The organism is Hymenobacter lapidarius, from assembly GCF_001816145.1.
Classification (GTDB): domain Bacteria; phylum Bacteroidota; class Bacteroidia; order Cytophagales; family Hymenobacteraceae; genus Hymenobacter; species Hymenobacter lapidarius.
In genome coordinates, this window is record NZ_MDZB01000150.1 from 1 (window position 1) to 13379 (window position 13379).

Annotated in this window: 9 protein-coding genes; 3 read left to right on the forward strand and 6 right to left on the reverse strand. The window is 63.9% G+C overall.

All coding sequences use genetic code 11. The annotated features are described in order from the left end of the window. Positions 1–747 (forward strand): FAD-binding domain-containing protein (locus BEN47_RS17355; protein WP_317039531.1); only part of this gene is annotated, 747 nt, incomplete at its 5' end. A gap of 165 nt (positions 748–912) precedes the next feature. Here the strand turns inward: BEN47_RS17355 and BEN47_RS17360 are convergent. Beyond that, positions 913–3735 (reverse strand): bifunctional transaldolase/phosoglucose isomerase, encoded by a 2823-nt coding sequence (locus BEN47_RS17360; protein WP_070730164.1) that lies wholly within the window; start codon positions 3733–3735, stop codon positions 913–915. 279 nt (positions 3736–4014) lie between these two features. Between BEN47_RS17360 and BEN47_RS17365 the strand changes: the two genes are divergently transcribed. Next, positions 4015–4785, forward strand: coding sequence for an alpha/beta fold hydrolase (locus BEN47_RS17365; RefSeq protein ID WP_070730166.1), 771 nt, complete (start codon positions 4015–4017; stop codon positions 4783–4785). A gap of 80 nt (positions 4786–4865) precedes the next feature. On the opposite strand, the gene BEN47_RS17370 is transcribed toward BEN47_RS17365, so the two are convergent. From BEN47_RS17370 to BEN47_RS17390, 5 genes are all read right to left on the reverse strand, one after another. Further along, positions 4866–5636, reverse strand: a complete 771-nt coding sequence (locus BEN47_RS17370; protein ID WP_070730168.1) for an energy transducer TonB — start codon at positions 5634–5636, stop codon at positions 4866–4868. Between the two features lie 109 nt (positions 5637–5745). Continuing rightward, on the reverse strand, positions 5746–6168 hold the full coding sequence (locus BEN47_RS17375) for an SPW repeat domain-containing protein (RefSeq protein ID WP_070730170.1): 423 nt from the start codon (positions 6166–6168) through the stop codon (positions 5746–5748). A 103-nt stretch (positions 6169–6271) separates the two neighbouring features. Beyond that, positions 6272–7489 (reverse strand): DUF1501 domain-containing protein, encoded by a 1218-nt coding sequence (locus BEN47_RS17380; RefSeq protein ID WP_070730172.1) that lies wholly within the window; start codon positions 7487–7489, stop codon positions 6272–6274. A 216-nt stretch (positions 7490–7705) separates the two neighbouring features. After that, positions 7706–9205 carry a DUF1800 domain-containing protein gene (locus BEN47_RS17385; RefSeq protein ID WP_070730174.1) on the reverse strand — a complete coding sequence of 500 codons (1500 nt, stop codon included), beginning with the start codon at positions 9203–9205 and terminating at the stop codon, positions 7706–7708. A 101-nt stretch (positions 9206–9306) separates the two neighbouring features. Continuing rightward, entirely contained in the window at positions 9307–11916 is a 2610-nt protein-coding gene (locus tag BEN47_RS17390) for a lamin tail domain-containing protein (protein ID WP_070730176.1), read from the reverse strand. A gap of 203 nt (positions 11917–12119) precedes the next feature. Here BEN47_RS17390 and BEN47_RS17395 point away from each other — a divergent pair, with 203 nt between their 5' ends. Beyond that, on the forward strand, positions 12120–13121 hold the full coding sequence (locus tag BEN47_RS17395) for an aspartate-semialdehyde dehydrogenase (protein WP_070730178.1): 1002 nt from the start codon (positions 12120–12122) through the stop codon (positions 13119–13121). Positions 13122–13379: the final 258 nt, after the last annotated feature.

The window sequence follows — 13379 nt, forward strand, 5'->3', positions numbered from 1 at the left end:
GCCCGCCCTGGCCGTGGCTTTGGGCCGCCGGCCGCCAGCGTGCGGCCCCGCGACGCCCGTTCGGCGCTGCCAGCGCTGGGCGGAGGCGAAACGGCCGCCCTGACCCGCCTGCACGACTACGCCGTGGACCGCCGCCTGATTGCGCGCTACAACGACACCCGCAACGAAATGCTGGGCGAGGCCTTCAGCACCAAGTTTTCGCCCTGGCTGGCCAATGGCAGCTTGTCGGCCCGCCAGATATGGGCGGCTATTGATGGCTACGAGGCCGTGGCCGGCCGCAATGGCAAAGGCTCGCAGCAGCTGCGCATGGAGCTCGTCTGGCGCGACTATTTCCGGCTGCTCGCTCGCCGCGCCGGTGCCGATTTTTTCCGTCTCGCGGGCTTGCGCGGCCAGCTGCCCAAAGCCCCCAACCCCGACCGCGCCGCCTTTGACCGCTGGACCCAGGGCCGCACCGGCAACGCCTTCGTCGACGCCAACATGCGCGAACTGGCCGCCACCGGCTTTATGAGCAACCGCGGCCGCCAAAACGCCGCCAGCTACCTCATCCACGACCTGCATCAGGACTGGCGCTGGGGCGCCGCCTGGTTCGAGCACCAGCTCATTGACCACGACCCGGCCTCCAATTGGGGCAACTGGAAGTACATCGCCGGTACCGGCACCGACGTGCGCGACACGGCCTTCGACGTGGCTCAGCAAGCAAAGCGCTACGACCCTAAAGGCAGCTACGTCCGCACCTGGATGCGGTAGGGCAGGGCGTCGTGAAAACGGAAAGGTGTAAGAACCACCTTTAAACAGCACGTCATGCTGAGCGCAGCCGAAGCATCTCAACCGCTTAACTAATCAATTTTAGTATTGCGGTAGAGATGCTTCGACTACGCTCAGCATGACGTTCTTCTTTTTTAATTTAGCCTTCTAGGTCTTTGGCAACGCCGCCAGCATCGTTTTCAGCCCCTTCTCGGCATCGGCGCCGAGGTGCACACGTAGGGTGCGGCGGTGGTAGCTCTGCAACGCCTCCAAGTCGCCCAGGGCCTGGGCATTTTTGAAGGTGCCGAAGGTGTAGGAACGGCCGGGCAGCGCCAGGTCCTGCGGGTTGTCGTTGGTGAACTGAACGAACAGGCCGGTGTCGGGGCCGCCCTTGTGGTACTGGCCGGTGGAGTGCAGGAAGCGCGGGCCGTAGCCCGACGTGCTGGCAATGTGGTATTGGGCCTGCACGCGGGCCCGCAGCTCTTGCAGGCTGGCGCTCACGGCGGGCGTTTCGGTCAAGTAGGCTTGCAGGCAGAGGAAATCGCCGGGCCGGGCCTGGTCGAAAAAGGCTTTAAGCACTTGTTCGGCGCTTTCGCCCTGCACCGCGGAGTAGTAGGCCACGCCGCCTTCGCTGGCCACGGGCTGGCTTTTTTCGGGCAGGCTGCCCTGCTCCTCCACCGCCTTCATCAGGCCGTCGGTGGCCGTTTTGGCGGCTTGCACGTTGGGCTGGTCGAAGGGGTTGATGCCGAGCACGGCGCTGGCCACGGCCGTGGCCACTTCCCAGCGGAAAAACTCCTGGCCCAGGTCCAGCGCCTCGTCCATGAAAATGCTGATGATGGGGTGACCGGCTTGCTCCAGGGCCTTCAGTTTGCTCGTGTTGGTTTCATCGGCCTGGCCTTTGTAGCCTACGTACACAAACACTCGGTCCTGGCCGTAGAGGCCCACATCGGCCAGTGGCTCACCGGCTACAGGCAAAATGCCCTTGCCTTCCTTGCCGGTGCTTTCGGCGATGAGCTGCTCCAGCCACAGGCCCAGGTCGCTCAGTTTTTCGGGCACTACCAGCGTGAGCTTGTCGCGGCCCAGCTGCGCGAGCACACCCAGGGCGGCACCCAGCTCCAGGCCGGGGTTTGGCTTCGCGTCGCCATAAGCCCCGCAGGCGCGCATCATGCGAATGGCGCGTTCCAGCAGCTCCCCAATGGGCAGGCCGTACAAGGCAGCCGGCACCAGCCCGAAGTAGGAGAGGGCCGAGAAACGGCCGCCAACTTCCGAGAAATTCAGGAAGATGCGGCGGTAGCCCTGCGCCGTAGCCGAGGTCACGAACTTGGACCCCGGGTCGGTGATGGCCACGAAGTTTTCGCCGGCCTTATCACCCTTCAGCTCTTTCAGCTTGGCGTAGAAATAGTCGCCGAAGGCCAGCGGCTCGGCCGTGGTGCCCGATTTGCTGGCCACGATGAATAGCGTCTCAGCCAGCGGTACCGACGCTTCAATCTGGCGCACCGTGCCGGGGTCGGTGGTGTCGAGCACCGACATGGGCAGACCGGCTGCGCCCTGCTCAAACGCGGCCTTGAACACGATGGGCGCCATGGTGCTGCCGCCCATGCCCATCACCACCACGTGCTTGAAGCCGGCGGCCTTCACTTCGTGCACAAACTGCTCGATTTCGGGCACGCGGCCCACCATCGTTTCGGCCACGCGCAGCCAGCCCATAAAGCTGCGGATGCTCTGCTGCCCGGCTTCGTCCTGCACCCAGAGGTCGGCCTTTTTATCCCAGAAGCCCTGGGTGAAGTTCTGGTCGTTCAGCTCCTCAATCTTCTTATCGACGGCGCTCTGGTAGCCGCCCAGGCGCATGGTCACGGGCACCACCATCTCGCCCAGGGCGTGCTTGCGCTTCATATCCAGCGACAACATGAGCTTGCTGAAGGGCTCGTTGAATTTCTTAGCGCCGTCTACTTCCAGGAAGTTGGTGTGCTCCTTCAGGTCGATGCCCAGCTCGGGCAGGCGGCGCAGCACTTCGCGGGCCTGGTCGAGACCTTCTTCGAGGCGGTTGGCGGGCTGGCCGCGCTCGCGGAAAATGTCCAGCGTTTCCACCGGCACGGTGTTCACCGTTTTCGGGCCGATGAGGTTCTCGACGTACTTCAGGTCGTCGTAGTTCGGGTTTTTGTTGCCGGTGCTGGCCCACAGCAGGCGCTGGGTTTCGGCACCCTGGGCCTGCAATGCCGCCCAACGCGGGCCGGCAAAAATCTCCTTATACATCTGGTACGCCTGCTTGGCGCTGGCCAGGGCCACTTCGCCCACCATAGATTGCGCCAGCTGGCCTCTCTCGCCGCCTTCGGCCGCGATTTTCTCCAGCAGCGGGTCAATCAGCACGTCGATGCGGCTCAGGAAGAAGCTGGCCACCGAGTCGATGCGCGCCAGCGGCCGGCCGGCCTGCGCCCGGTCTTCGAGGCCCGCCAAAAACGCTTCCGTCACCAGGCGGTAGCGCTCCAGCCCAAAAATCAGGGTCACGTTCACGTTCACGCCCTCAGCAATGAGGCGGCGAATGGCGGGCAGGCCTTCGAGCGTGGCCGGTACTTTTATCATCACGTTGGGGCGGTCCACGGTGTGCCACAGGCGCAGGCCTTCCTCTATGGTGCCTTCGGTGTCGTTCACCAGTTTGGGCGATACTTCCAGGCTCACGTAGCCGTCGCTGCTGGTGTGCTCGCCGTCGTAGAGAGGCCGGAACAGGTCGCAGGCGGCCTGCACGTCGGCCACGGCCAAGCTGGTGTAAATTTCGTCGGTGGTTTTGCCTTGCAGCGCCAGCGCCTGAACGGCCGAATCGTAGTCGGTGCTGTCGCCGATGGACTTGGCAAAAATGGCGGGGTTCGACGTGACGCCGCGCAGGGCTTCATCGGTAATGCGGCGCTGCAACGTGCCGTTAATCAGAATGGGGCGGCTGATAAAGTCCAGCCAGAGGCTTTGGTCGAACTGGCGGATGGCAACGAGAGGGTTCATAGAAATGCAGTTAGTACGTGGGCCAAAGGTCCGGAAAGAAGCGCGTTGTTTTTGTATCAAACGCGGGGAATTATCAATCAGGCCCAAAGGAAAGGTGCAGTTGGGTACGGCCGGGGCATCTCGCGGAGCTACGGCCGCATGGCCGCGGGCACGGCGTTTTTGTAGCCGCAGGTGGTGCTGCCGTAGCTGTTCGGGCGGGCACCGTTGCTGCGCAGGAGAACGGGTTAATCATGCTACGAGCAGAGGCACGGGCACGGTGCTGGCGCTACTTTTGCTTCCATGACCACCGCCACGCCCCACCTGCCCACCATCGTCTTCCTCCACGGCTTTGCCGAAAGCCGCGAGGTGTGGACGGCTTTCACCCGCGCTTTCCCCGAAGGCTACCGGCTGCTCACGCCCAACCTGCCCGGCCACGGCACCAACCTGGCGCCCGTGCCCGACTTCTCGATGGAGGCCCAGGCCCGCCACGTTATCGACTACCTCGGCCAGAAGGACTGCCCCAACCCCGTGCTGCTGGTGTGCCACAGCATGGGCGGCTACGTGGCCTTGGCCCTGGCCGAGCGCTGGCCCCAGCGCGTGGCCGGCCTGGTGCTCATCAACTCCTCGGCCCTGGCCGACACCGACGAGAAGCGCCAGAACCGCGAGAAAAACATCAGTTTCGTGGAGCGCCACGGCGTGGCCAAGTTCATGGAATCGTTCGTGCGCCCGCTGTTTGCGCCCACCAACCGCGACCGGCTCACTGAGGCCCGTGCCCTGCTGGAGGAAATCGGCAAGGCCACGCCCGAAACCACCATCACCGGGGCCCTGCGCGGCATGGCCGCCCGCCCCGACCGCACCGCTGTGCTCAGCAACGCCAAATTCCCGGTGCTGCTGGTGGCCGGCAAGCACGACGTGGCCGTGCATTTTGACGACGCCGTACGCCAGGCTGCCCTGCCCGCCGAGGCCCACGCCCTGTTTCTGGAAGGCAGCGGCCACCAGTCGTACCTGGAGCAGCCCGAGCAAACGCGCGCCGCCGTGCTGGCGCTGGCCGCGGCGGTGTTTGGGAGCTAGCTCATTTAAGCCCATACCAGCTGCCCGTGGTGCGGGGCGGAGCCGAAGACGCAGCGGTTGGGGGAGGCTTGTAATACGTGCTACTGAATGGCAAAAGTGATGGGCATGATGTAGTAGATACGCACTGGTTTTCCCTGAGTAAGGGCAGGGGTGAGGGCCGCTGGTAATTTCCTGACGGCCTGTAGTACGGTTGCATCAAGAAATTTGCCGGCAGTGCTTACAATAGCGTGGTTTTCCAGGTTGCCATTTTCGGCCACCTCAAAGTAGGCGTACACCCGTCCTTCCTGCTGGGCCCGCAACGCCTCAACCGGGTATCGAACCTGCATCTGAATATACCTGGCCAGGCTTTCGGGCGATGCTCCACCAACGACCGGAAGGCGATTGCGCCCGGGTATTGGAAACGATGGTTGAGTGTCGGCATACGCGTAAGGTTGCGCGGCCATGGGCGTGGAAAAATCAAGGACCAACGAATTTGTGAATTTGCCAGTGGCCGAGGCTTCAGCACCAGTTGACGCAGGCTGCCACGCCGCCATGTGAGTTTCCAGATAAGACAACGACGCCGCCGCCGCGTTAAGCAGGGGAATATTTATCGGTCCAGTAGTAGGCAGTAGCTTGAAGTTGTTGGGTTGCTGGCCATTAGGCAAATCAAACTGCACCAGTACTTTGCCGGCCGGAGCGGGCGCACTCGCTTGGGTGCTGCGATACACCAGGGCGCGCAGGGAATCGGGCCCGCCGGGGTAGCGGGGACCGGTGTAGGCCGCCGCTGGCGCGGTGGTTTGGGCCCGGGCGGTGGGGCCCGCGCCTAGTTGGAGGGCAATGGCGGCGACAAAGGTGAGTAGCAGGTACTTCATATGTGGTAGATGAGGGTTTGACGGCACAAGATATAGCCCAATTCGCACAGCAAAAAAGCCCGGTCTCCATTTGGAGACCGGGCTTTTTTATGTTGGTACTGCAATAAAATTAGGCTATGTCTGGCTTGCGCGAATCGGTGGTGCCAGCCCCCGAAATGGTATGGCTGGAGTTTGCTCCCTGGGTCTGAGCGTACCAATCGGTGAGGAAATACACTACCAAAAACACCAGCCCGGCGCCCACAAACAAGTTGCGGGCCGTCTCGTTCTCATTGGCGAAACCAAACAGCCAGGGCGAGGCAATGAACACCAGGCCGCTCACCAGCTCCAGCTTGCCGTGCACCGGAAACGGGATGACGCGTGCGGCGCCCAGCGGCATGTTGGTGAGCAGCGAAACCACGAGGTAGCCGCCGGCCAGCACATAGCAGATGGTGGCATAAGCGCCGTTCAGGTTGAACAGGCTGGGGGCGAGGGCGAAAAAGGCGCAGGTCGAGTAGTCGAGCACCCCGTGCACCAGTGGAGAAATGGGTTTCATGGCAATAAGTTAGGAAAGGGTGGAAAGATGCCCTGTTGTACGCTGCGGCCCCGGCAAATGATATGGAGGAGCTACGCAAGTGCCTGCCGCCGCCCGCCCCACCTCACACCAAGCCCGCCGTGCGCTCGAAGCCCGTGCCCAGAATGGCCGCGTCGTCGGCCCCCAGCCAGTCCTTCAGAATGCTGGCGTAAATGCTGCGGAAATCTACCTGGTGGCGCAGGTCGCCCTGGTCCAGGTTGGCCAGGTCGGGGGCGGCGTTGAGTACGCCTTTTTGGCGCAGGCCGCCGCCCAGCAGCAGCACGTTGTTGGCGGTGCCGTGGTCGGTGCCGTTGCTGGCGTTCTGGCCCACGCGGCGGCCAAATTCCGAGAACACCAGCACCAGCGTGTTGTGCCACTGGTTGTTCTGTTGCAGGTCGTTGGCCAGCGCGGCTAGGCCGTCGCCCAGGTCCGTGAGCAGGCGCTGCTGCTGTTCCTGCTGCCGCACGTGCGTATCGAAGCCCGATAAGGCCAGGTAGTACACCCGCGACTCCACACCGGAGGTAATCAGCTCGGCCGTGGTTTTTAGGTTTTTGCCGAAATCCGAATTGGGGTACGCCACCGCCGACCGGTAGATTTTGGACTTCTCATACAGGTAATCGGCCGAAGACGCGGTTTCGGCCAGGGTCTTGTAGAGGTAGTCCACTTGGTCGTGGTGGGCGGGCGCGGCCTGCTGGCTCACCTGGGCCAGCAGGCGGTTTTGGTTGAGCTGGTGAAACTTTCCGGGGTTTTTCAGGGCCAGGCCTTTGCGGGCAGTTCCTTTCAGCGCCAGACTCAGCGTATCGTCGATTTCAAGCGCGTTGTAGGGGTGCTGGCAGTCGGGGCAGTTGGAGTCGAGGTAGCGGCCCAGCCAGCCCGTGCTCACGGCCTGGTCGGCGCCCGAGCCGCTCTGCCAGATGTCCATGGAGCGGAAGTGCGACCGGTCGGGATTGGGGTAGCCCACGGAGTTGAGCACCGCCAGGTGACCCTGGTCATACAGGCCCTTGAGGCCTTTCAGGGCCGGGTGCAGGCCCAAGTCTTTTTCCAGGGCCAGAATGCCCTGCGCTTCCCGAATGCCCAGCGTGGGCCGCGCCCGGTAGTATAGGTCGTTTTTGTAGGGAATAATGGTGTTCAGGCCATCATTGCCCCCGCTGAGCTGCACCACAATCAGGCGGCGCGCGCCCGGCGCATCGCCCAGCCGGGCTAGGCCAGGCCCTCGGTCGAGGGCGTGTAGGAATTTGGGCACCAGCAGCAGGGAACTGGCCAGGGCGGAGTTACGAAGGAAATCGCGGCGAGTGGTAGCCATAACGATAGGGGAAAGGATAATGGAGCGGAAAACTCCCCTCCTTACCAAGGAGGGGACGCCAAGCCGATAGGTTTGGCTGGGGTGGTTGCGGGCGTTGAACAATGGGCGAACGACTGGCAGTAACGTTGTTCAGGTATCGTTCAACGAGCGCAACCACCCCTGTCCGAGCCGTTGGCTCGAACATCCCTTCCTTGGCAAGGAGGGGAGTTGTCGTTCTTACGCCAGTTGGTATTCGGGCAGGCTGAGCAGGCTGACTAGCGTGGTGCGCAGGGCTTCGGCGGGCGCTTTTTTCTGGGTGGCCTGCTGCACCAGCCGCAGGTTTTCGGGACGAATGGGGACTTGTAAAAGGAAGGCGCTGAGCTTCTCGGGTTGCTGCGCGGCGGCGGCGGTGCCCAGTAACTGTTGCAGCGGTCCGAGCGGCAGGTGGGCGCCCACGCCCGGCCGGAGGGTGCGCTCAGCCTTGCTCAGGTTGGGCGCAATGTCGTTTTCGTCCTGCTTGAGGGCCACGGCAAACTCGGCGTTGCGGAACAGCACGGCAGGCAGCTGCAGGCGCAGCAGCAGCGACGACGAGTCTATCCAGTTGCGGCCGCCGGGCCAGCCGGCCACGTTTGGGGGCTGAAACAAGGTTTGGCCCAGCGCCTTTTGGTAGCCCAGCAGGGCCCGGTCGTTGTCAATCTTCACGCTAAGCGTGCGGCGCAGGCCCGCCAGCAGCTCCACCGGCGACTTGATGTGCGTGCCCACGTTGGCCGGGGCGTAAAACCACTCCGCCGAAAACAGGCGCTCCATCAAGTCGGCAAGGTCGTAGCCGCTCTGGCGAAAGGCCACGGCCAGGGGTTCGATGTGGCCGGCGCTGGGCACTTCGTTCACAAAAAAGCGGTAGATTTTGGTGACCAGAAACGTGGCCGCTGCGGGCTGCTGCAGAATGATTTGCAGTACGTCTTCGCCCGTGAGGTTGCCGGTGCGACCCAGAAACGTTTTGGGGCCCGCGTCGTGGTCCTGTTCCCGAAACCGGAAGTTGCCCTGGTTGTCGTAGCCCCAGCCGGTGAAGGCGCGGGCGGCTTCTTTCACGTCCTGCTCGGCGTAGTTGCCCCGGCCCAGCGTGAACAGCTCCATCACTTCGCGGGCGAAGTTCTCGTTGGGGCTGGCCTTGCGGTTTTGCTGGTTGTTGAGGAACTGCAGCATGGCCGGCTCCCGGCTCACGGCCAGCAGCAGGTCGGGGAATTTGCCCAGGGCCAGGCGCCGGGTAGTATTGTGCAGACTCAGCGCCGGGCCGGGCTGGCGCACCCGGCACGCAAAGTGCCCGTGCCAGAACAGCGTCATTTTCTCGCGCAACTGCGCCGGCGAGGCTGCCATGCGACTCATCCAGGCCGTGCTCATGTTGGCAAAAGCATCGCGCAGGCCCGCGTTCTGCAGCTTGCGCTGCTCGGGTGTGACGGCCGCGCCCCGCAGCGCCGCCCGCGGCCGGAGCGGCTGGTCGGGCGGGGTGGTCACGGTGCCGTCGGGCACCGGCTTTTTCATGGCCGTCGTCTCGGCCATCACCGCGCCCTGGGGTTCGGTGTAGTTCAGGTCGGCGCCCACCAGGGGCTCGTATTTCGCCGAATCCTGCAGCAGCTGCCGCAGGGCTTTGCGCGGATTGAGGCCGGCGGCCACATCCTGCGGGCGTGGCCCAAAGCCGGCCCGCCAGTAAAGGTGTTGAAGTTGCTGGGTGCTATTCATGCCACTTCTGACGCCAAAAAGAAGCGCTAGTTTAACCGTGGCAGTTTGGTGGCTGGTTGTCAGTTGTCATACGTTAACATCCGACGACTAACAACCAGCAACTAAAACCGCGCGCCCAGCACCACCGTTTTTTTGTACTCGCGCTTCTCGCCGCCGCTGGGGCGGAACAGCTCCACGTGCAGGATGTAGTAGCCCACGGCTGCTTTGCGGCCTTTGTCGTCGATGCCATCCCACTGCAGGAAGCCGTTGACGGGTAAGGTTTCGTTGCGCACCAGGCGGCGCGTGAGGCGGCCCAGGGCGTCGTACACCGTCACGGAGGCAACGTAGCCGGGCTGGTCGAGGTGGTAGTTGAGGGTGGTGAAATCCTGCAGGCCGTCGTCGTCGGGCGTGAAGACTTCGGGCGTCACGGTCAGCTCCTGGTTGCCGCCGGGGGCATCCTGAGCCTGCGAGTTGGGGCTGCCGGGCGTGGCATAGCCCACGGCACCCGCGGCGGAGTGGAAGTTGCTACCCAGAGTGGGGCCGCTGGCCCGAATGCGCTCGAGCGAAACGCCGTCCTGGCTGGCCAGCAGGCTCAGGTGCAGTTTCTTACTGTAAGCAAAACGGTCCAGCTCAATGCCGCTGCCATTGAATAGCAGGGCCGTGCTCTCCTCCGGAAACGTGGGCAGGCTAGCCAGCTGCACCAGATTGGCCACGTCGGTGCTGGTGGGGTACTGCGACTGAATAATGCTGGAGTTGGTGCTGAACGCCAGCACCTGGCCCGGCGCCAGCACCAGCGGCCCGGCGCTGAGCGGTTTGGCGTCCACGCCGCTGCCATCGGCCTTGAGGTTGGCAATCTGCCAGCCCTGCAGGTCGATGAACTTGGTGCTGCGGTTGAGCAGCTCCACGAAGCGCACGGCGCTCACCCGGGGATTAAACAGCAGCTCGTTGATGACCACATCGCCGCTCACGGCCGGTTCGGGCAGGGCAAACGTGGCCGACTGCAGCGGGCCGCTGGCGTTGCCCACGCAGTCGGTAGCCGCTTGCACGGTCAGGGTGGTGGAGCGGCTGGCCAGCAGCGGCGCCGCCAGCGTCAGGTCTACCTGCCGGAAATCGGGGGCCACGGGGGCGGCGCGCGTCACGGCCGGGCCGAGGGTGGCCAGCACGTAGCGGCTCGCAATGGCGGCTGAGGTGCTGTCCAATTTTTCTGAAAAGTACAGGCGCACCGTGGTCGGGTTGAGGGCCACGGCGCGGAGCAGGGAAGGGGCGGTGGCATCGGGGCGGGCGGCCGCTACGGAGTTGGCCTTGCCGGGCGTGCCGCCAATGGCGGCGGTGCTGGCGGTCCAGTTGCTGGCGCCGGCGCAGTAGTTATTGGTATCCACCATTTCGAGGCTCCAGCCGCCGTCTTTCTTCTTGGCGTCGCCGTACCAGGCGTCGGAATAGCTCACTTCGAACAGCGTGCGGCCGTCGCGGCCGCGCAGCACCAGCTGGTCGCCGCCGTTGTTGAGCGAGGGAAAATTGGTGGGCCCGTACACCTTGCCGTAAGTAGCAAACTGCAGCACCCGCGTGCTGCCGCACACAATGGCGTACTGGCCCGGCAGCAGCCGGGCCGTGTCGGGCAGAATGGCCGCCGAGGTACTGCCGGGCTTGCTCAGGCGCACGCCGCCCAGGCTGATTACCCGGTTGCTGCGGTTGTAGATTTCAATGTATTCCGACAGCGGCAGGCCCACCTGGGGCGTCTCGTCGGCAAAGATTTCGGTGATGAGCAACTCGCCCACCTGGGGTGTGGCGGGGGGCAGGGCCGCGCCGGCAAAAGTGGCCTGCAGCGGCCCCGCGGCCACGTTGCCGTAGAGGTCGGCTACGTTGCGCACTTCCAGCACGTTGGTGGTGGCAAAATCGGCCCCGAAGGTGAGGCGCACCACGGCGGGGTTATTGGGCAGCACTTGCGCGGCGGTGGGCACGGCCCCGCTTTGCAGGCGGTAGTTGGCCGGGTTGCTGGCGCTGGCCGCGTCCACGGCTTCGTTGAAGGCCACGTCTAGGAGGCGGGCCGTGGCGGGCACGGCCCGCAGCAGCAGCGGCGCGGTGGCGTCGGTCACGGCAAAGTCGTCGAAGAAAAAGCTGCGGTTGTTGGCCGAGGAGTACAGCAGCGACACGCCCAGGGCCACGCTGCGCTGGTAGGTGGCATCGGTGGGCTGGGCGGCTTCGGCCACGAAGGTGCGGCCACCGGTAAGGTCGCGCTCCAGGGTCCAGCGGTTGGCGGTGCTGCGGGTCACGCGCACGCGCACCAGGTTGTTGGTGGCGCTGGCCAGGGTGCCGTTGGCCCCGTCGATTACGAGCACGGCCGAACGGGTGGAATCTTTGCGGAACAGGCTCACCTCGTCGTCGGTGCCGCCCAGGCGCACGAAGTACCCGGAGTTGCCGGTGTTTTTTAGGTCCGTTTGTGAGGCCATGAGCCATACATCGGCCAGGTTGCCGGAGCTGGTGGCCAGGCGCAGGTTGGCCCAGAATTCCCACACGGTGCCGGTGGTGGCCTGGCTGGGCGTGCTGAGCTGCAGCTGGGTGCCCGTCACGCCCGGCCCGTTGCTTTGCAGCTGCTGGGTGGTTACCTGAAAGCTGGCCACGTCCCCGGTCCAGACAGGGTTGGCGGTGAAGTTGCCGTCGGTGAAGTTTTCAACCAGCTGGGCCTGGGCAAAGCCCGGCAGCAACAGGAGGAGCAGCAGGTACAGGTGTTTCATCAACAATTTCAATCTGGTCTTGGACAGGGGGAGAAACGGGAAGCGCGTCCGGATACCCCGGGATTGGTAGCGCTACCGGCCCGTTTCCCATTCTTTATTTCGGCGAAGCACAAGCTGACGCGGCGTCTAAGTAACCTATTTCTGGCGACATTTGCAGTGCCGCGCCCACTGGGCCGACAGCTTTTTAATTTTCTGATTTTTCCATGAAACTTGCTATTGTAGGAGCCACCGGTTTGGTGGGGACCGAGCTGCTGAAGGTGCTGGCCGAACGCCGGTTTCCGCTGACCGAACTGCTGCCCGTGGCCTCGGCCAAATCGGTGGGCCAGACCGTTGAATTCCTGGGCAAAAAATACCCCGTGGTGAGCATGGACGACGCCCTGGCGGCCCGGCCGGACATCGCCATTTTCTCGGCCGGCGGCTCCGTGAGCAAGGAGCACGCCCCGCGCTTTGCCGCCGTGGGCACCACCGTCATCGACAACTCCTCGGCCTGGCGCATGGACCCCACCAAGAAGCTGGTGGTACCCGAGCTGAACGCCGACACCCTGACGCCGGAGGATAAAATCATTGCCAACCCCAACTGCTCCACCATTCAATTAGTGGTGGCCATCAACGAGTTGCACAAGGCCTACAAGGTAGAGCGCATTGTGGTGAGCACCTACCAGAGCGTGACCGGCACCGGCAAGAAAGCCGTGGACCAGCTCCTGGAAGAGCGCGCCGGCCGCCCCGCCAGCAACCCCGCCTACCCGCACCCCATCGACCTGAACGTGCTGCCCCACATCGACGTGTTCGAGGCCAACGGCTACACTAAGGAGGAGCTGAAAATGGTGAACGAGACCAAGAAAATCATGGGCGACGACAGCATCCGCGTCACGGCCACCTGCGTGCGCATCCCCGTGATGGGCGGCCATTCCGAGGCCCTCAACGTGGAGTTTGCCCGCGAGTTTGAGCTGGACGAGGTGCGCGCCATCCTAGCCCGCACGCCCGGCGTGGAGCTGGTGGACAACCCAAGCCAGAATGAATACCCCATGCCCAAAGACAGCCACGGCAAAGACGCCGTGCTGGTGGGCCGCCTGCGCCGCGACGAATCCCAGCCCCGCACCCTCAACCTGTGGGTAGTGGCCGACAACCTGCGCAAAGGCGCCGCCACCAACGCCGTGCAGATTGCCGAGTATCTGGTGAAGAAGCAGGCGGCGGTAGGCGGCTAAGTGCTGGCGGGTGACCTCACCCCCGGCCCCTCTCCTCAGGAGAGGGGGGCCACGGCGGCGCGTGCTACTGTCGTCAGGCTCCCCTCTCCTGAGGAGAGGGGCCGGGGGTGAGGTGACCTGTGAGGTGCTTCGAGTCCGCTCAGTATGACGTTCTCGTTTACTTTTCAAGCACGCTAGTTAAAGCTATGCCCTTTAGGGCAAGACTTTAGTTGCTACTCCCTTTCGGTAGCTTTGCCAGATGCAGCAGGCCCGCACTGG